Raw genomic sequence first — 20,734 nt, 5'->3', positions numbered from 1 at the left:
AGACTTCTGAATAGAATGATATGGAGAAGCCTGCCAATTGGTAGGAGCGTTATGAGGGAGGTTTCATTTTGGCGCTAAAAGATCTTTTTACTAAAAATCATCCGAAAAAGAAAAAATATGCAACAATTCCCACTGAAACTGCTAAAAATGACGTACCTGAAGGAATTATGACTAAATGTCCTTCGTGTAAGAAAATCATGTATACAAAAGAATTAACAAAAAATCTAAAAGTTTGTTTACATTGTGGGTTTCATTTTCAAATGAATTCAAGAGAGCGAATCGACAGCTTTATTGATGAAGGCAGCTTTGAAGAAATAAATGAAAATATGATTTCTAAAAATCCTTTGAATTTCCCAGATTACCTTGAAAAGCTGGAAAAGGATCGGCAAAAAAGTAACTTAAACGAAGCGGTTGTTACAGGAATCGGTACCGTTAATGGAAACAAAATTGTCCTTGCTATCATGGATGCATCCTTCCGAATGGGGAGTATGGGCTCTGTTGTTGGTGAAAAAATAACGCTTGCGATTGAAAAAGCAGATGAACTTTCTGTACCATTTATTATATTTACTGCTTCTGGTGGTGCGAGAATGCAGGAAGGTGCCCTGAGTTTGATGCAAATGGCAAAAACCAGTGTTGCTTTAAAAAGGTTCAGTGAACATGGGGGCTTATATATTTCCATTATGACACACCCGACAACAGGTGGTGTCTCTGCGAGCTTTGCCTCCTTGGGAGATTTCAACTTCGCAGAACCAGGCGCGTTAATTGCATTTGCTGGTCGTAGAGTTATCGAACAATCAATTCGCGAAGAATTACCAGAGGATTTTCAAACGGCCGAATTTCTATTAAAACACGGTCAACTGGATGCGATTATTTCACGTGTAGACCTCGTCGAGAAAATCACTAACATTTTAGAAATCCATCAACCTGGGGGTGAACTCGCATGGTAGGAGAATTAGAATTCGAACGCCCGATTACCGAGTTAAGAAAGAAAATTTCTGAGATAAAAGAGTTCACGAAAACAACAGATGTCGATTTAAGTTCTGAGATTGCAAAATTAGAGGATCGGCTTGAAAAGCTAGAGACCGATATATATGCAAATATTAAACCTTGGGATCGGGTACAAATAGCACGGCTCCCAAATAGGCCGACAACTCTTGATTATATTTCCTATCTTTTCGAAGGATTCTTTGAATGTCATGGTGACCGGACCTTTGCTGATGATGAGGCTATAGTTGGCGGAATAGCCAGATTTAAGGGTCTGCCAGTTACCGTAATTGGTCATCAAAGAGGGAAAGATACGAAAGAGAATATCCGCAGAAACTTTGGAATGCCACATCCAGAGGGCTACCGAAAAGCCCTTCGCTTAATGAAACAGGCCGATAAGTTTAATCGTCCAATTATTTGTTTTATCGATACAAAGGGAGCCTATCCAGGAAAGGCTGCTGAAGAGCGTGGTCAAAGTGAAGCCATTGCCCGCAACCTACTCGAAATGGCAGGCCTCAGAGTACCGGTCATTTGTATTGTTATTGGAGAAGGGGGTAGTGGGGGTGCGCTTGCCCTTGGAGTCGGCAACCGCATATATATGCTTGAAAACTCAACCTATTCCGTTATTTCTCCAGAAGGTGCAGCGGCTATTTTGTGGAAAGATGCCGCTTTTGCTAAAAATGCTGCTGAAACGATGAAAATAACTGCACCCGACTTAAAAGAATTAGGTGTTATTGATGGGATTATTTCGGAAATCAAGGGTGGCGCCCATAAGGATGTTAAAAAGCAAGCTGAGGAAATTGAAAAATTGTTAAAAACCTCCTTGCAACAGCTGCTTGAACTATCGGAAGAGGAATTAGTAGCTGATCGTTATAATCGATTTAGGACAATTGGTGAATATTCTATAATGAATGACTACATTGGAGTAAATTAAAAAAAGTGCTCATTTGAGCACTTTTTTTGTAGTTCACAAAAAATTCATTAAAATGACGGTGGCGGCGCTTACAAAGATGAATAAAACGTTTCCATTTCACTAACTATTCCGTCTATTGTATTTACTAATATGAATCGGTTGTTAAGGGCATTTCTTCATGTTATTTTATAATTATTCAATGCTTTTATGTTAATACTAAAAGTAATAATAATGAAAAGTTGTGCTTATCTATTTTATTACAATAATCTACATAGGTTTTCTAATTCCATGATTGAGGTGACAAATATGAAAAAAATAGGGGTACTTACGAGTGGCGGAGACTCCCCAGGGATGAATCCAGCGATTCGGGCTGTTGTTCGTAAAGCAATTTTTCATAATGTAGACGTTTATGGTATTTATGGCGGTTATACGGGTTTAATTTGCGGAAATATAAAAAAGCTTGAGCTTGGTTCTGTTGGTGATATTATCCACCGTGGAGGAACGATGCTTCATTCAGCTCGCTGTCCTGAATTTAAAACGAAAGAAGGGCAACAAAGTGGAATTGAACAGCTTAGAGCTCATGGAATCGAAGGGCTTGTTGTGATCGGTGGAGATGGCTCATACCGCGGTGCGAAGGCTTTAACAGAGCAAGGTTTTCCATGCGTGGGTGTACCTGGAACAATCGATAACGATATTCCAGGCACAGAGCTTACAATTGGTTTTGATACGGCATTAAATACAGTCATCGATGCCGTCGATAAAATCCGCGATACAGCAACATCCCACGAAAGAACCTTTGTTATCGAAGTAATGGGACGAAATGCAGGTGACATTGCATTATGGGCTGGACTTGCAGGCGGTGCTGAAACGATTTTAATACCGGAAGAGAACTATGACATGAATGAAGTGGCAGAGAGGCTGCGCAGCGGCCAGGAACGCGGGAAAAAGCATAGTATCATTATTGTTGCTGAAGGTGTTTGCAGCGGGTACGAATTCGCCAAACAGCTTGAAGCAGCATCTAGTTTTGAAACAAGAGTTTCGGTATTAGGCCATATCCAACGTGGCGGTTCACCAACTGCTGCAGACAGAGTGCTTGCCAGCAGGTTAGGAGCCAGGGCAGTTGAGCTTTTAATTGAAGGAAAAGGCGGCCGTGCCGTCGGAATTGAAAAGAATCAGCTTGTTGATTATGACATTATTGAAGCACTTGGTAAAAAACACATATTGGATTTAGAACTGTTCAAATTGTCAAAGGAATTATCTATCTAATTATTTGTTCGATTATTAGGAGGCTATAACATGCTACGAAAAACAAAAATCGTTTGTACGATTGGTCCTGCAAGTGAAAGCGTGGAAAAACTAACTCAATTAATCAATGCTGGTATGAACGTTGCCCGTTTGAATTTTTCACATGGTGATTTTGAAGAACATGGTGCCCGAATCCAAAACATTCGAGAAGCAGCAAAGCAAACAGGAAAAACCGTTGCCATCCTACTTGATACAAAAGGTCCTGAAATTCGGACAAACAATATGCAAAACGGTGCAATCGAGCTTAAGTCAGGCGAGAATATTATTATTTCAATGACTGAAGTCGAAGGAACCTTAGAGAAATTTTCTGTTACATACTCTGGGTTAATTGATGATGTCCATGTAGGTTCAAAAATTCTACTAGATGATGGTTTAATTGGTCTTGAAGTAACGGAAATAAATAAAGCGAACAATGAAATTCATACGAAGATTTTAAATAGTGGCACATTAAAAAATAAAAAAGGTGTTAACGTTCCAGGCGTATCGGTTAATTTACCTGGCATAACCGAAAAGGATACTCAGGATATTCTTTTTGGAATTGAACAGGGAATTGATTTTATCGCGGCCTCATTTGTCCGCCGTGCTAAAGACGTTTTAGAAATCCGTCAGCTACTAGAACAAAATAAGGCAACACATATTCATATTATCCCTAAGATTGAAAATCAAGAGGGCGTAGATCATATTGATGAAATTCTTGAAATCTCTGATGGCTTAATGGTTGCTCGTGGAGACCTTGGTGTAGAAATCCCAGCTGAAGAGGTTCCGCTTGTGCAAAAAATGCTGATTAAGAAATGTAATGCTCTAGGAAAACCTGTCATTACTGCTACACAAATGTTGGATTCCATGCAACGGAATCCACGACCAACTCGTGCTGAAGCAAGTGATGTAGCTAATGCCATTTTTGATGGAACAGACGCAATTATGCTTTCTGGGGAAACAGCAGCAGGCCTTTACCCAGTAGAGGCAGTTCAAACGATGCACAATATTGCTTCAAGAGCCGAACAGGCTTTAGATCATAAAGAAATTTTATCCAGCCGCAGCAAGGACACCGATCATAACTTAACAGATGCGATTGGTCAGTCTGTTGCACACACCGCATTAAACCTGGATGTTAAATCGATTATTACACCAACGGAAAGCGGCCACACAGCCCGGATGATTTCGAAATATCGTCCGAAGGCAGCGATTGTTGCAGTTACGGCCAACGACCATGTTTGCCGCCGCTTATCACTTGTTTGGGGCGTATATCCACAGCTTGGTAGAATCTGCACTACTACAGATGAAATGCTAGATATTGCCGTGGAAGAAAGTTTAAACAGCGGTATCGTCAAACATGGCGATTTAGTTGTCATCACAGCAGGTGTTCCAGTTGGTGAAGCAGGTACAACTAATTTGATGAAGATACATGTAGTCGGTGATATCATTACAAAGGCGCAGGGAATTGGCCGCAAATCTGCTTTTGGGAAAGTAGTCCTTGCCCATGATGCGAATGAAGCTATCGATAAAGTAAAGCCGGGCTCGATTCTTGTGACAATCGGTTCAGACCGTGATATGGTTCCAGCAATAGAAAAATGTGCTGCTCTAATTACACAAGAAGGTGGATTAACCAGCCATGCAGCTGTAGTTGGTTTAAACCTCGGGATTCCAGTTATTGTCGGAGTGGATAATGCTTTGGAATTGTTCAATGATGGTCAAGAAATTACAGTTGATGCTACTAGAGGAGTTATTTATAACGGCCACGCTAGTGTATTATAAACCATAAAAAAACGTCAGCTCCCAATATGGAAGCTGACGTTTTCTCTGTTTTTTGAACTTTGATACCTGTCTAGCTCCAGGCGCCATCGGCTAGTGTACTTCGCTCTTCTCCCTACGATAAGTCAACATCGGTTCGCTCCGCTCACCGTGTTTCCTTTATCTCAGTCGAAGCGCTCCATAAGGAATGCTTCGGCAGCATTGGCATCGCACGAAGGAAAAGCGTTAGCTTTTCCGAGGAGTCCATACGCCGATAGGCGGGCGCCTTGCGCTTTTCTTATTTTCCTTTAATAAATGCCCAGATGTCATGAAAGACATTGGCTCGGTAAAGGGTACTGATAATGACAAGAGTTACCGGTCCGACAATTAATCCTAAAAAGCCAATTGTTTTAAATCCGACGAATAACGCAATTAATGTCGCTAACGGATCTAAACCAATACTTGAAGAAAGAATTTTTGGCTCCATAACTTGTCTTTGAACCAAGACAATAATATAAAGGACACCAAGGCCGATGGCAAGGCCCATATCGCCTCCAATGGCGGTATAAATTATCCATGGAACAAACACAAGCCCTGTACCAAGATAGGGGAGAATATCCACAATTCCTGTTACTAATGCAATTGTTATTGCATAATCGACACCAAGGATAAGCAAACCGATTAAAATAATAACAGTAGTAATCGAAATTAACGTTAATTGTGCTTTAATAAAACCAAATAAAGCCTTTTTTAAATCAATGAATACAGTCCTGCCGCTTGTTTTAGCTCTATCAGGGACGATTTTGCTACCCATTGTCGATAAACGGTACCAATCCTTGCTGATAAAAAAAGTAGCTAATAATGAAAAAATAAGCACTGTTGCTGCATTCGGAAGCCAGGATAAAATATTTGGGATGATTTCGAACAGATTTTTAATAAATGAGCCCATTGTTGAGCCAATTTTCTGACCAACATTTTGAATATTACCAATAATAGTATCCTGCTGCCCTGTCTCAAGTTTATTAAATAAATTGGTTAATTGATCATAGAGTGGGAGAATCTGAGCTGTAAAATATTTCTCAATATAGCCAATTAACGTATCAAGATGTTCTGGAACTACGTTAGCCAAGTAGTTAGCACCAGAGACAATCTCTGCTACTAAAAGCGTAATTAACCCTGCAAATACAGCCAAAATAATAATAAGCGCAACGATAACGGCAAGCCCGCGCGGCATTTTTGCCTTTTTTTCAAAAAAATCAACAAGCGGATTAATGAAAAAGGCGATGATTAGGCCAATCAAAAATGGATATGTCACTGTCGACAAATAATAAAAAGCGTAAAGTGCTAATACAACGGCACCGATAACCAGTAAAAATCTTATTGTCCGGTATATGTACTTAGGATTCAAAGACAGTCCTCCTTTTAACTATCCTATATAGTAGTTTTAGTTTAACATTTTATGAATAAAGCTGCATAATTTTCCAATAATAATTATTTATCTGAAAATTATTACGTTAAACATGATGAAAAGTTTCGTTTTGATCAAGAAAAAGACAACTCTAAGCATTATATCCACTTTGTTTAAGATATTATGGTACGATAATTTAGATGAGGGGTGTTAAGATAAATGATAAGTGAATCATTATTATTCCTGTTATTATTGCTTGTCATCGGGTTTATTGCCAAAAACAGTTCATTAATGATTGCTATTGCAGCATTGCTTTTCCTAAAGGTAGCTGGAATGGATGCAAAGGGATTCACCTTTCTGCAATCGAAGGGGATTAATTGGGGAGTCACCATTATCACGATTGCTGTTTTAGCGCCAATTGCAAGTGGGGAAATAGGTTTTAAAGATTTATCTGGTGCCTTTAAAACCCCGGTTGCTTGGATTGCCCTTATCTCAGGAATGCTTGTGGCGATGCTTGCAAAAGGGGGAGTAAAGTTACTAGCTGATGATCCGCAGATTACAACGGCATTAGTCCTAGGAACCATTCTTTCTGTTTCAATATTTAAAGGTGTGGCGGTTGGTCCGTTAATAGGTGCTGGGATTGCTTATGCAGCAATGAAAATTTTTAGATTTTTTTAACTTGATTTTTTGTGAAATAATATTTTTTTCTATTTTTCAACTCCTTTTCATTCACAAAAATCTGATAATTGTTTATAATAGGCTTGTAAGCGTATCCTTTTTTACATAAACCACATTTAAATGCTGAATTACTTGTAAAATAATTTTTTCATTGTGAATGAAAGGGCATACAGTCGCGTTGCGTGTGCTCCGAGCAATCGCTCAGTCAGTTTAAGGGGGAAACAAAAGGGTAGAGTTTTGGGGGGATCCCCTTCATTACTTTTTGCCAATTTTTCTAACTATGCTGAAACTAGTAATTGGGATCAGCTGCTATTCATGGTTTTAAGGTTACAAAATTGAGTAATGGGGAAATTTAGAAAGTGAAGGAGAGATTTTTTATGACAGTAACACGAGGTCTCGAAGGGGTAGTGGCAACAACTTCCTCCATCAGCTCGATTATTGATGACACGCTAACATATGTTGGCTATGACATTGATGATTTGGCTAAAAACGCCAGCTTTGAAGAAGTCATTTATTTATTATGGCACCGCAAGCTGCCTAATGCTGAACAACTTGCAGAATTAAAGCAGCAACTTTCTGAGAATGCTGCACTTCCACCGGAAGTTATCGCACATTTTAACATGTATCCAATTCAAAAAGTGCATCCAATGGCGGCACTTCGCTCAGCGGTCTCTTTATTGGGATTATACGATGACGAAGCAGATTTAATGGATTCAGAAGCGAATTACCGTAAAGCGATTCGACTTCAAGCAAAAATGCCTGCTATTGTGACAACATTTGCACGGGTTAGAAAAGGTCTTGAACCAATCGCACCAAGACAGGATTTAAGCTTTGCTGCGAATTTCCTCTACATGTTAACAGGTAAAGTACCCGAAGCAATTGCGGTTGAGGCTATTGATAAAGCCCTAGTGCTGCATGCCGATCATGAATTGAATGCTTCTACATTTACAGCACGGGTTTGTGTCGCTACTCTATCAGATGTTTATTCCGGAGTAACCTCTGCAATTGGTGCGCTTAAAGGACCACTTCACGGAGGTGCCAACGAAGCGGTAATGAAGATGCTTACAGAAATTGGCACACTTGAAAATGTAGAACCGTATATACACGACAAGCTTGAAAAGAAAGAAAAAATCATGGGCTTTGGTCACAGGGTATATCGACAAGGAGACCCACGTGCTAAGCATTTAAAAGAAATGTCAAAAAAATTAACAGAGCTAACTGGTGAACCACAATGGTATGATATGTCAGTTAAAATTGAAGCGATCGTTACTGGCGAAAAGAAACTGCCGCCAAACGTAGATTTCTTTTCAGCCTCTGTTTATCATAGTCTAGGGGTAGACCATGACTTAATGACACCTATCTTTGCAGTAAGCCGTGTATCTGGCTGGCTGGCCCATATTTTAGAACAATATGAAAACAATCGTTTAATCCGCCCTCGTGCAGAATACACCGGTCCTGGAATGCAAAAATATATTCCAATCGAGCAAAGGGGTTAATATTTTACTTTTTTTCGAAAAATTGTTTCAATAAAGATTGAATGAATAGGTTAGGGGCTTTGGCTCTCTAACCTTTGATTCAGTCTTTGCGATGCAAACAATTTAGTTCAAAGGGTTTTACATAATAGGAGGGAGAACAACTATGCAAGGCGAAAAAATCACGGTTAAAGACGGAGTATTAAACGTACCAAACAATCCAATTATTCCATTCATCGAGGGAGACGGAACAGGTCCTGATATTTGGGCAGCTTCATACAGAGTGTTAGATGCAGCAGTTGAAAAAGCGTATAAAGGTGAACGTAAATTAGTATGGAAAGAAGTTTTAGCAGGAGAAAAGGCGTTTAACCAAACAGGTGAATGGCTTCCTTCAGAAACTCTTGATGTCATAAATGAATATTTAATCGCCATCAAAGGCCCATTAACTACTCCTGTTGGCGGCGGCATTCGTTCATTGAACGTTGCACTGCGTCAGGAATTAGATTTATTTGTCTGCTTACGTCCTGTAAGATGGTTCGAAGGCGTTCCTTCACCAGTTAAGCGTCCGCAAGATACAGATATGGTCATTTTCCGTGAAAACACTGAAGATATCTATGCCGGTATTGAATATGAAAAAGGCTCTGAAGCTGTTAAAAAAGTGATCGACTTCTTACAAAATGAAATGGGTGTTAAGAAAATCAGGTTCCCTGAAACTTCAGGTATCGGAATTAAGCCTATTTCTGAAGAAGGTACAAGCCGCTTAGTACGTTCTGCACTGAACTATGCCATTAAAGAAGGCCGTAAGTCACTTACCATCGTACACAAAGGTAATATCATGAAGTACACTGAAGGCGCGTTTAAGAACTGGGCATATGAGCTAGCTGAAAAGGAATTTAGCGATAAAGTCTTTACTTGGAATCAATATGACCGCATTAAAGAAGAACAAGGTACAGATGCTGCCAACAAAGCGCAGGCAGATGCAGAAGCTGCTGGCAAAATCATTGTAAAAGATGCAATTGCTGATATCTTCTTACAGCAAATCCTTACTCGCCCACGTGAGTTTGACGTTGTTGCAACAATGAACCTAAACGGAGATTATATCTCTGATGCATTAGCAGCACAAGTAGGCGGTATTGGTATTGCTCCGGGAGCAAATATCAATTATGAAACAGGACATGCTATCTTTGAAGCGACCCACGGAACTGCTCCAAAATATGCTGGCCTTGATAAAGTAAATCCTTCTTCCGTTATTTTATCCGGCGTGTTAATGCTTGAACACTTAGGCTGGAACGAAGCAGCAAAAATGATCGTTAAATCAATGGAAAACACCATTGCTTCTAAAGTGGTTACTTATGACTTCGCTCGTCTAATGGACGGAGCAACAGAAGTAAAAACTTCAGAATTTGCTGATGAGCTAATTAAAAATATGGCATAAGTTAGAAAAGGGGAAGGGCCTTGACCAGGGGCAATATGGGGAGAAATATCGACTGGCAAGCAAAGCGAAGCCAGAAATTAGTCTCTCTAGATCCCAAAGGTGCTAGCGCTAGACATTTGTTTTCGGGCTGTTTTCGGGCAGCCCAAGTTAACCTATTTTATTCGATTAAGGGGAGAGCTATTATGTCATTAAATCGTAAAAAGGTTTCTGTAATTGGCGGTGGGTTCACTGGAGCTACTACTGCATTTTTACTTGCACAAAAAGAACTCGGAGATGTCGTTTTAGTCGATATCCCGCAAATGGAAAACCCGACAAAAGGGAAAGCGTTAGATATGCTTGAAGCTAGCCCTGTTCAAGGCTTTGATTCAAATATTACTGGTACGTCTAATTACGAGGACACACGGGATTCTGATATCGTTGTAATTACTGCGGGTATTGCACGTAAACCTGGTATGAGCCGTGATGATTTAGTGCAAACAAACCAAAAAGTAATGAAAAGCGTAACACAAGAGATTGTGAAATATTCTCCAAACTGTACGATTCTTGTCTTAACAAACCCAGTTGATGCGATGACTTACACTGTATTTAAAGAATCAGGTTTCCCTAAGAATCGTGTCATCGGTCAATCCGGCGTTCTTGATACTGCTCGTTTCCGCACATTTGTGGCTCAAGAGTTAAACCTTTCAGTAAAAGATATTACTGGTTTTGTTCTAGGTGGACATGGTGATGATATGGTGCCGCTTGTACGATATTCTTATGCAGGTGGAATTCCACTTGAAACATTAATTTCTAAAGACCGGTTGGAAGCAATTGTTGCACGCACAAGAACAGGCGGCGGTGAGATTGTCAACCTTCTTGGTAACGGAAGTGCTTATTATGCCCCAGCTGCATCTTTGGTTGAGATGTGTGAAGCAATCCTTAAAGACCAACGTCGTGTCTTACCTTCGATTGCCTACCTTGAAGGCGAATTTGGTTATGAAGGTATTTACCTTGGTGTTCCAACGATCCTAGGTGCAAATGGAATCGAAAAAATTATTGAGCTTGAGCTTACTGCAGACGAAAGAGCAGCCTTAGACAAGTCTGCTGAATCCGTTCGCAGTGTTATGAACGTATTAGCTTAATGAATAGGAATTCGGGGTGAGGGTTCCCCCGAATTTTTTTCAAATTAATAATGAAATCGCTTTCAGTAGGGGGTGAGTGTTGGATGCTTTTAGGAAAAAAAAGAAAGCTTGGCCGAATGATTGACGAGATAACGATTGGTGAAAAGTTATCTTTAACGGAGAAAATCGAAGATAAAGATCTTCTGCTATATCTAGGATTAACTGATGATGCCAACCCGCTATATATACAACATGACTATGCGTCACAAACGCCTTTTGAAAAACCAATTGTTCCAAGTATTATGTTAACGGGGATGATTACCTCAGCTATCTCAAAATATTTACCTGGACCAGGAAGCCATATACTAAGCCAGGAAATTGAATTTCTTAAGCCTGTTTATCATTATGGGACCATCGAGTTTCTATTTGAAGTAATTGATGTGAAAAGTGAAGAGCACATCGTTGTGATTAGTGTTATCGGAACCAATGAAAAAAAAGAAACGGTCATCAATGGAAAAATCAAAGTTTGTCCGCCGCATAGGTTAGAAGAAATACATGGAAGAGCTCTGGATAATTTTTAATAGGATACACCCTGGGGAATGTGAAAACATTCTCTTTTTTAAATTCATAGAGAAACATGACTAGTTTGTTAACTTTTGTAAAAAAAACCAACCAATTAAGGCTTTTTCATATATCAGCCCATAAAACTAGATAATCCGTATTCTTTAACATTATAATGAAAGTATCTTATAAAACGGGGGTTCTTATGAAAAATAAAGTACTTGTTGTGGATGATGAGCAGTCGATAGTAACCTTACTTCAATATAATTTTGAGCAGGCGGGATATGAAGTTATCACAGCAATGGATGGTAAAGAAGGAAAACAGTTAGCTGAAACCGAGTCACCTGATATCATCGTATTAGATCTTATGCTTCCTAAATTAGATGGAATGGAAGTGTGCAAACAGCTTCGGCAAAAGAGTATCATGACCCCAATATTAATGTTAACGGCAAAAGATGATGAACTTGAAAAAATATTAGGCCTTGAGCTTGGTGCAGATGACTATATGGTTAAACCCTTCAGTCCGAGAGAAGTGATTGCACGTGCAAAGGCCATTCTAAGACGAACTCAGGTTCAAACTGAGACTGTTGGAGATAATAATAAAAACGATGAGAAAATTGGAATAGGAAAGTTATCCATTTATCCGGAAAAATATGAAGCCTATTATAATGATCATTTATTGGAATTGACCTTAAAGGAATTTGAATTACTTCTCTATCTCGCCCAAAATAAAGGTAGGGTATTAACCAGGGATCAATTACTCAGTTCGGTTTGGAATTATGATTTTGCTGGAGATACAAGGATCGTTGATGTACATATCTCCCATTTAAGAGAAAAAATTGAGGAGGAAACGAAGAAGCCAGCCTATATTAAAACCATTCGTGGTCTTGGTTATAAGATAGAGGAGCCTAAAGGAGAATGACAAAATTCCGAACAAAACTTCTAATTGCACTAATCACCTTAATTATTATTGTATTAGTCGGATTAGGAATATTGCTTGGTCAGTTATTTAAAAGCTATTACTCACAAACATTTAACGAACGTCTAAAAATAGAGCGTAATCTAATCATCACTTTAATTGAGGAAAAGGGTGGAGTTTCATCTTTTAATAAGGAGGATGTTTTAAAATTCAGTGAGAAGTTAAATGTTAGGGCAACCATTACAAATCTTGAAGGAAAGATATTGTATGACAGTGGTACCTCCACTATTAACGATAACAACGGCAATGGTCTAAATGAAATTATTAATGAGGTCATTAAGAAAAAGCCGAAAATAGAGGATCGATTAGAAGAAGGCGATAGCTATGATCTCCACTATTATTGGAAGCCAATTAAAAAGGATGGACAAAAAGAAGGATACATATTCCTTAGTACGAAAACGAATGAAATGAAACAGGCATTCGGACAAATTTGGTGGATTCTCTCCATTAGCCTAGGGATAGCCCTGATTGTCATCGTATATCTTGGTATTAGAATTACTTCAAGGTATACAAAACCAATAGAATCTGCAACAAATGTTGCGATTGAACTAGCAGAAGGTAATTACCGTGCTAGAACGTCTGTCGATCAATTAGATGAAACAGGGATGTTGGCTACATCCATTAATATGCTGGCAGAAAACCTTCAAGAGCTCACAAAAGCACATGAAATGCAGCAGGATCGATTAACGGCTTTAATTGAAAATATGGGAGCTGGATTAGTCTTAATTGATAGTCGCGGGTACATAAATCTAATTAATAAAGGCTATATTGATTTATTTCATGTGAATCCAAATGATAATTTATCAAAGCTTTATTATGAAGTTATTGATCATGATGAAATTTGTCATTTAGTGGCCGAAGTGTTTCGAACGGAGCAAAAGGTAAGTAAACAATTACTGATACCCTTAATGATTGAAAGAAGATATTTTGATGTTTACGGTGTTCCAATTATTGGGATAAATAATGTTTGGAAAGGTGTTTTACTCGTTTTTCACGATATTACCGAACTAAAAAAACTCGAGCAAATGAGGAAGGATTTTGTTGCCAATGTTTCTCATGAATTAAAAACTCCTGTCACATCGATTAAAGGGTTTACCGAAACTCTTTTGGACGGAGCGATGAATGACAAAGATTCGTTGGATGCATTTCTTACCATCATTCTAAAAGAAAGCGACCGTCTTCAATCACTTATTAATGATCTGTTGGAGCTTTCTAAAATAGAGCAGCAAGGCTTCACGTTAACATTGATGGAAATGGATTTGCGTTCATTGCTTGAAGAAGTTATTACCCTGCTTTCCGGGAAAGCGGAAGCCAAGAATATTCGCCTTGAATTTTACAGTAAGCAGAACCAAGTACTCATTAATGGGGATGTTAATCGATTAAAGCAGGTGTTTATCAATTTAATTGGTAATGCGATTACTTATACACAACCTGAAGGGAATGTTAAGATTATCCTTCTTGAGTATAGTAAAAATGTTCGGATACATGTGAAGGATTCAGGTGTAGGAATAAAAAAAGAAGAAATTCCCCGTATTTTTGAGCGATTTTACCGAGTGGACCGTGACAGAAGCCGTAATTCCGGTGGAACGGGACTTGGTTTAGCCATTGTTAAACATTTAGTAGAAGCGCATCATGGAAATATCAATGTCAAGAGTGATGTTGGTGAGGGTAGCGAGTTTATCATCGAGCTTTACAAAAATATGAAATAATGATGGAAGGGTGAAATAGGTGGATAAGAAAAAGCTTGTACTGATTGACGGTAATAGCATTGCCTACCGTGCTTTTTTTGCGTTACCCCTGCTGAATAATGATAAAGGAATACATACGAATGCTGTATACGGCTTTACTATGATGCTGATGAGAATTTTGGAAGATGAAAAACCGACGCATATACTTGTAGCATTTGATGCTGGAAAAACAACCTTCCGGCATAAAACTTTTGGGGAATATAAAGGTGGAAGACAGAAAACTCCGCCGGAATTATCAGAGCAATTTCCATTTATTCGTGAACTATTAGATGCCTACGGAATATCAAGATATGAGCTTGAAAATTACGAGGCAGATGACATTATCGGTACACTTTCTTTAAACGCTGAAAAAGATGGTTATGAGGTAAAGGTTATTTCTGGGGACAAGGATTTAACGCAGCTTGCTTCTCCCACTACAACCGTAGGAATTACTCGAAAAGGGATTACCGATATTGAAGAATATACCCCAGAGCATGTAGCGGAAAAATATGGCCTTACCCCAGAGCAAATTATCGATATGAAGGGCTTAATGGGTGATACTTCCGATAATATCCCTGGTGTTCCAGGAGTTGGTGAAAAGACAGCAATAAAGCTGCTTAAAGAGTTTACAACGCTTGAAAATTTGTTGAACTCCATTGATAACGTAACTGGAAATAAACTTAAGGAAAAGCTGGAGGAATTTAAAGACCAAGCATTAATGAGCAAAGAACTTGCCACGATTGAAAGACAAGCTCCAGTGGAAGTGGATATAGAAGCTATCGCATATGAAGGCTTTACGCGAGAAAAATTAGTGGGCTTATTTAAAGAGTTAGGCTTTCATTCGTTATTGGACAAATTAGGCGAAGATCCAACTGTCCCGGATGTGCCAGTTCTTGAGGACGTTGACTTTATCATACCATCTGAAATAACGAAAGAGATTTTTACGGACAACAACTATTTTTATGTGGAAATGCTGGATGATAACTACCATTATGCTGATATTATTGGCTTCTCGGTTGTAAATGAAAAAGGACATTTCTATTTGCCAACCGAGCAAGCGTTGCAATCGGATGTTTTTAAAAAATGGGCCGAAGATGAAGGGAAAAAGAAAACAGTTTATGATGCCAAGCGTTCGGAGGTTTCCCTAAGAAGATATGGCATCCATTTAAAGGGAGCCAATTTTGATATATTGATGGCTTCATATCTCATAAATCCTTCAGAAAATATTGAAGATCTGGCCGCGATATCGAAAAGATACGATATCCATAATATCCAGTCGGATGAATCGTTTTATGGAAAAGGAGCGAAACGAAGGGTTCCCGAAGCAACGAAGCTTGCTGAGCACCTGATTCGGAAATGCCTTGCAATGTCTGATTTAAAAGGAAAACTAGAAGATGAATTAAGAAATAATGAACAATATGAATTATTTACGGATCTTGAAATGCCGTTATCACTAATTTTAGCCGATATGGAATCATGCGGCATTAAAGTAGAACGAGACCGTCTCCAGATGATGGGAAAAGAGCTAAATGAGCGATTAATCCAAATTGAAGAGAAAGTTTGTGAATTAGCTGGTGAGAAATTTAATATCAACTCACCTAAACAACTCGGAGTTATCTTATTTGAAAAGCTGGGCCTACATTCGTTTAAGAAAACGAAAACGGGTCATTCGACGTCAGCTGATGTTTTAGAAAAATTAGCAGATGATCATGAAATCATTGAGCATATTCTCCTTTATCGACAACTAGGTAAGCTCCAGTCTACCTATATTGAGGGTTTGCTTAAAGTGATCAATCCAAAAACGGAAAAGGTCCATACAAGATACCAGCAAACCTTAACAGCAACAGGCAGACTAAGCTCAATTGATCCAAATCTGCAAAATATCCCAATCCGTCTTGAGGAAGGACGTAAGATTCGTCAGGCCTTTGTCCCATCAGAAATGGGGTGGGTGATTTTTGCAGCAGACTATTCGCAGATTGAACTTCGTGTTCTTGCGGACATTGCTGGAGATGAAAAGCTGATTCAAGCTTTTAAAGAAGATATGGATATTCATACGAAAACAGCCATGGAGGTATTTCATGTCGAAATGGATGAGGTAACCTCAAATATGAGACGTCAGGCAAAGGCGGTAAACTTTGGAATCGTCTATGGAATTAGTGATTATGGTCTTTCCCAATCCTTAGGAATCACACGGAAAGAAGCTGGTCAATTTATTGAGCGGTACCTTGATACCTATCCTGGTGTAAAGGAATATATGGATGACATCATTCACTCAGCCAGACAAAAAGGGTTTGTGACCACATTAATGCAAAGAAGACGATATCTTCCTGAAATTACCGCCCGTAATTTTAATATCAGAAGCTTTGCCGAAAGAACAGCGATGAACACCCCAATTCAAGGAAGTGCCGCGGATATTATCAAAAAAGCGATGATTGATATGGATGAGGCATTAAAAGATAAAGGCTTAAAAACCAGGCTTTTACTCCAGGTGCACGATGAATTGATTTTTGAAGCTCCAGAGGATGAAGTAGAAATTCTAAAAAGTTTAGTCCCTTTAGTGATGGAGAATGCCCTTGAATTGAAGGTACCGTTGAAGGTGGATTACGCTTACGGACCAACATGGTTTGACGCGAAATAAAAAGGGAGGATTTGAATGCCAGAACTGCCTGAGGTTGAAACCGTACGGAAAACATTAAAACATTTAGTTCTCAATAAAACAATTAATACTATTACCGTCTACTGGCCAAAAATCATCAAACATCCTTTAGAGGTGGAACAATTTATTGATGCCTTAAAAGGAGAGACGATTGTTGATGTCGGGCGGAGAGGGAAATTTTTACTAATCTATACTAATCATTATGCATTGGTATCTCACTTACGAATGGAAGGGAAATATGGGCTTTATCCTAAGCATGAGCCCCTTGATAAACATACCCATGTGCTTTTTCACTTTACCGATGATACAGAATTAAGGTACCGGGACGTTCGTAAATTTGGAACGATGCATTTATATAAAAAAGGGGAAGAATTTCAAAAGTCACCACTGATTGACCTTGGTCCAGAGCCCTTTTCAGAGGAATTTACCGAAGAGTATTTGGCTATGAAGCTAAAAAAGACAAACAGGAAAGTTAAGCCGGCATTATTAGATCAAAAATTATTTGTGGGGCTAGGAAACATATATGTCGATGAGGCGCTTTTTCGGGCAGGAATCCACCCCGAACGTCTTGCTAATACTCTAAATGAAACTGAAATTGTCATTCTCCACCGGGAAATTGTTGCTACCTTAAGTGAAGCGGTTAATAAAGGCGGTAGTACAATTCGTTCCTATGTTAACTCTCAAGGTGAAATAGGCATGTTTCAGCTTGAGTTATATGCATATGGACGTGAAGGTGAAGAGTGTAAAAGATGTGGTACACCACTTGAAAAAACAAAAGTTGGAGGTAGAGGTACTCACTATTGTCCAATCTGCCAGAAGTTATAAACATTGATTGTCTAGCTCTAGCGCCCAGCGACTAGTGTATTGGCCCTCTCCTCCCTACGATAGGTCAACATCGAATCGCTATCGCTCTTCGTGTTTCCTTTATCTCAGTCGGAGCGGATCCAATCCATACGTCGCTAAACGTGCGCTTCCGCTTTTCTATGAATAACATTAACCTTGGATGGGCTGCTTCCATATACTATCTTAGTGATTTTGGAGGAAGGAGTCCTAGACAGCATGGTTCAGTTGTTCTCACTTTTCATTTTAGCTTTTGCCCTCAGCCTTGATAGCTTTAGCGTAGGATTTACCTATGGTCTTAGGAAAATGGTAATGCCGAGTAAGTCAGTTCTTATTATTGCAACATGCTCGGCTGTTTCTTTAATGATTGCCGTGTCAATTGGGCATGTTCTCGAAAAAGTTTTATCACCAAGCATCACGGCAAGCCTTGGAGGAGTCATTCTGATAGCTCTTGGGGCAGGGGTTATGTATCAATATTTCCGGCCAGAGAAAGAAAAAGAAAACTTAAAACAAGAAAAGACCATTGTGAATTTTGAAATACGCTCCCTTGGATTAGCGATTAATATCTTGAAAAAGCCTATGTCTGCTGATTTTGACCAATCCGGTACGATTACAGGAATTGAAGCGTTAATGCTAGGCCTTGCGCTGTCTTTAGACTCTTTTGGAGCAGGGATTGGGGCTGCAATGCTTGGCTTCTCCCCCTTCTATTTAGCCTTTACCGTTGCGATCATGAGTTCACTATTTGTTCTTTTAGGAATAAAAAGCGGAACTTTTTTTCATCGGTTTGAATGGATTCAAAAGTTTACGTTTTTGCCAGGGGTCCTATTAATTATGATAGGGATTTGGAAATTATGAATAAGAAAAGTGTAAGTGTCTGATAAGCTGCGATGAAGCTAGACAATTATCAACGTTCAAAGATATATTCTGAAATTACTAGGAAGGACTTGAACATGGCACTAGTTATTGGTTTAACAGGCGGAATTGCCAGTGGAAAAAGTACAGTATCCAATATGTTAAAGGAAATGGATATCTCAATTATCGATGCAGATGTGGAATCACGCCTAGCGGTAGAAAAAGGAGAACCAGCCTATCTTAAAATCATCGCTGAATTTGGTAAGGAGATTTTATTAGAGGATGAAGAAATCGATAGACAAAAACTTGGTTCCATCATTTTTCACCATTCTGAGAAAAGAAAGCTCTTAAACGATATTGTCCATCCAGAAGTAAGAAGGAGGATGAACAAACAAATTGAAGTCGCCAAACTGAACAAGGAAAAAGTCATTGTTCTGGATATCCCATTATTATTTGAAAGTAAGTTAACCAATATGGTGGATAAAACCATACTTGTTTATGTGGACAATGAAACGCAATTGCAAAGGTTAATAGAAAGAAATAATCTAACTACAGTTGATGCTGAGGCAAGGATTCGCTCTCAAATGCCTTTGTCGGAAAAAGTAAAGTTGGCAGATGAGGTCATTGACAATAATGGATCAGTCATGGATACCAAAAAGCAGCTCATTGATATATTAAATCGATGGGGAATCAATCAGAAATGAATGTGAGAAGGGGCCAACCTTCTCTTTTTTTTGTTAATAAGTTTTCTGAATTATAAAACATAAAAAAATCCGCCGTTTATTCATCACAATTAAACCTAAATATGTTATACTAATTACATTAAAACAAGTCATAAGTATAACATTAATGCGGAAGGGGCCGTAAAATGAAGGCGAGAATTGCAATAAATGGTTTTGGGAGAATCGGGAGAATGGTTTTTAGAAAAGCCATCCTTGAAAAAAAGTTTGAGATTGTTGCGATCAATGCGAGCTATCCGGCAGAAACATTAGCTCATTTACTTAAATATGATACAAACCATGGACCTTTTCAGGGAGATATAATTCCTTTAGATAATGAGTTAATCGTTAATGGAAAAAGAATCAAGCTATTAAGTAAGCGTAATCCCGAAGAGCTTCCATGGAGAGAACTTGGTGTTGATATCGTTATTGAAGCAACCGGAAAGTTTAATTCCAGGGAAAAAGCCGCACTTCATTTAGAAGCAGGAGCCAAAAAAGTAATCTTGACAGCTCCGGGAAAAAACGAGGATGTTACCATTGTGATGGGTGTTAATGAAGATATGCTCGATATTACTGAGCACGATATTATTTCCAATGCATCCTGTACCACAAACTGTCTTGCACCGGTCGCAAAGGTGTTAGACGAAAAGTTTGGTATTGAAAGCGGTTTAATGACAACTATTCATGCCTATACAAATGACCAAAAAAATATCGATAATCCACATAAAGATTTACGTCGGGCCCGTGCATGTGGACAATCCATCATTCCTACAACAACAGGGGCTGCCAAAGCGTTATCACTTGTTTTACCGAAGTTAAAGGGAAAATTGCACGGAATGTCACTTCGTGTTCCAACACCAAACGTTTCACTGGTTGATTTAGTTGTCGACCTTAACCACGATGTGACGGTTGATGAAATCAATCAAGCATTTATTGAGGCTGCAAATGGTCGTTTAAAAGGAATTTTGGATTTCACCATGGAACCACTTGTGTCAGTCGATTTTAATACAAACGAACATTCTGCCATTATAGATGGTCTTTCGACAATGGTGATGGGAACTAGGAAGGTAAAGGTTTTAGCTTGGTACGATAACGAGTGGGGCTATTCCTCACGTGTTGTTGATCTAACTGTAAATGTGGCAGAGAAAATTGCAAAATCGTCACAGATGAAGGTTGGATAACTTAAAAAAGCAAGATTAAGCTCCAAAAGATAATATCTAGAGAACAAAAAAGCTGTTGATTGACAGCTTTTTTGTTTTGAAAAGGGGTAGATGGTGCAAAAATGATCAGCTTAACTAGTGTAAGTTAAAAACACTTTGAATTAGGTGAAGCTCAGGTTTGTTTTTTGTACCATTTAGGACAATTTTGCATAAA

17 protein-coding genes are annotated in these 20,734 nt (G+C 38.9%); 16 read left to right on the top strand and 1 reads right to left on the bottom strand.

Features of this window, described 5'->3' with window-relative positions; genetic code table 11:
- The first annotated feature begins 68 nt into the window (after positions 1–68).
- From accD to pyk, 4 genes are all read left to right on the top strand, one after another.
- Positions 69–947: an acetyl-CoA carboxylase, carboxyltransferase subunit beta gene (gene accD, locus RTR43_RS08645; RefSeq protein WP_312471138.1), complete on the top strand. Its 879-nt coding sequence runs from the start codon at positions 69–71 to the stop codon at positions 945–947.
- A complete protein-coding gene (gene accA, locus RTR43_RS08640; protein ID WP_312471136.1) occupies positions 941–1,918 on the top strand; it encodes an acetyl-CoA carboxylase carboxyl transferase subunit alpha in 978 nt (325 codons plus the stop codon). The genes accD and accA overlap by 7 nt, the downstream gene beginning before the upstream one ends.
- Before the next feature lie 285 nt (positions 1,919–2,203).
- The gene (gene pfkA / locus RTR43_RS08635) at positions 2,204–3,163 is read left to right on the top strand and encodes a 6-phosphofructokinase (RefSeq protein ID WP_312471134.1); all 960 of its coding nucleotides are present in this window, start codon (positions 2,204–2,206) and stop codon (positions 3,161–3,163) included.
- A 30-nt stretch (positions 3,164–3,193) separates the two neighbouring features.
- Positions 3,194–4,957, top strand: coding sequence for a pyruvate kinase (pyk, locus tag RTR43_RS08630; RefSeq protein WP_312471132.1), 1,764 nt, complete (start codon positions 3,194–3,196; stop codon positions 4,955–4,957).
- Between the two features lie 274 nt (positions 4,958–5,231).
- Here pyk and ytvI read toward each other — a convergent pair whose 3' ends face one another.
- Positions 5,232–6,341 (bottom strand): sporulation integral membrane protein YtvI, encoded by a 1,110-nt coding sequence (gene ytvI / locus RTR43_RS08625; RefSeq protein ID WP_312471131.1) that lies wholly within the window; start codon positions 6,339–6,341, stop codon positions 5,232–5,234.
- 219 nt (positions 6,342–6,560) lie between these two features.
- On the opposite strand from ytvI, the gene RTR43_RS08620 reads away from it, so the two are divergent.
- From RTR43_RS08620 to RTR43_RS08565, 12 genes are all read left to right on the top strand, one after another.
- Positions 6,561–7,019: a DUF441 domain-containing protein gene (locus RTR43_RS08620; RefSeq protein WP_312471129.1), complete on the top strand. Its 459-nt coding sequence runs from the start codon at positions 6,561–6,563 to the stop codon at positions 7,017–7,019.
- Between the two features lie 377 nt (positions 7,020–7,396).
- Positions 7,397–8,515 (top strand): citrate synthase, encoded by a 1,119-nt coding sequence (gene citZ / locus RTR43_RS08615; RefSeq protein WP_312471126.1) that lies wholly within the window; start codon positions 7,397–7,399, stop codon positions 8,513–8,515.
- 142 nt (positions 8,516–8,657) lie between these two features.
- Positions 8,658–9,926 carry an NADP-dependent isocitrate dehydrogenase gene (icd, locus tag RTR43_RS08610; protein WP_312471123.1) on the top strand — a complete coding sequence of 423 codons (1,269 nt, stop codon included), beginning with the start codon at positions 8,658–8,660 and terminating at the stop codon, positions 9,924–9,926.
- Positions 9,927–10,108: 182 nt separating this feature from the next.
- Positions 10,109–11,047, top strand: coding sequence for a malate dehydrogenase (gene mdh / locus RTR43_RS08605; protein ID WP_312471121.1), 939 nt, complete (start codon positions 10,109–10,111; stop codon positions 11,045–11,047).
- Positions 11,048–11,130: 83 nt separating this feature from the next.
- Entirely contained in the window at positions 11,131–11,607 is a 477-nt protein-coding gene (locus RTR43_RS08600; RefSeq protein WP_312471119.1) for a MaoC/PaaZ C-terminal domain-containing protein, read from the top strand.
- A gap of 185 nt (positions 11,608–11,792) precedes the next feature.
- Entirely contained in the window at positions 11,793–12,509 is a 717-nt protein-coding gene (locus tag RTR43_RS08595; RefSeq protein ID WP_312471117.1) for a response regulator transcription factor, read from the top strand.
- A complete protein-coding gene (gene pnpS / locus RTR43_RS08590; RefSeq protein WP_312471116.1) occupies positions 12,506–14,275 on the top strand; it encodes a two-component system histidine kinase PnpS in 1,770 nt (589 codons plus the stop codon). Before RTR43_RS08595 ends, pnpS begins: the two co-directional genes overlap by 4 nt.
- A gap of 19 nt (positions 14,276–14,294) precedes the next feature.
- Positions 14,295–16,931: a DNA polymerase I gene (polA, locus tag RTR43_RS08585; protein ID WP_312471115.1), complete on the top strand. Its 2,637-nt coding sequence runs from the start codon at positions 14,295–14,297 to the stop codon at positions 16,929–16,931.
- A 15-nt stretch (positions 16,932–16,946) separates the two neighbouring features.
- A complete protein-coding gene (gene mutM, locus RTR43_RS08580; RefSeq protein ID WP_312471112.1) occupies positions 16,947–17,774 on the top strand; it encodes a DNA-formamidopyrimidine glycosylase in 828 nt (275 codons plus the stop codon).
- 234 nt (positions 17,775–18,008) lie between these two features.
- Positions 18,009–18,644: a sporulation membrane protein YtaF gene (ytaF, locus tag RTR43_RS08575; RefSeq protein ID WP_312471110.1), complete on the top strand. Its 636-nt coding sequence runs from the start codon at positions 18,009–18,011 to the stop codon at positions 18,642–18,644.
- A 95-nt stretch (positions 18,645–18,739) separates the two neighbouring features.
- The gene (gene coaE / locus RTR43_RS08570) at positions 18,740–19,345 is read left to right on the top strand and encodes a dephospho-CoA kinase (protein WP_312471109.1); all 606 of its coding nucleotides are present in this window, start codon (positions 18,740–18,742) and stop codon (positions 19,343–19,345) included.
- 164 nt (positions 19,346–19,509) lie between these two features.
- On the top strand, positions 19,510–20,541 hold the full coding sequence (locus RTR43_RS08565; protein WP_312471107.1) for a glyceraldehyde-3-phosphate dehydrogenase: 1,032 nt from the start codon (positions 19,510–19,512) through the stop codon (positions 20,539–20,541).
- Positions 20,542–20,734 lie beyond the last annotated feature (193 nt).

Source organism: Neobacillus sp. (genome assembly GCF_031988165.1).
Taxonomy (GTDB): domain Bacteria; phylum Bacillota; class Bacilli; order Bacillales; family Cytobacillaceae; genus Neobacillus; species Neobacillus rhizosphaerae.
The sequence above is the reverse complement of the archived record's forward strand: the minus strand, read 5'-3'. Positions and strand labels throughout refer to the sequence as shown.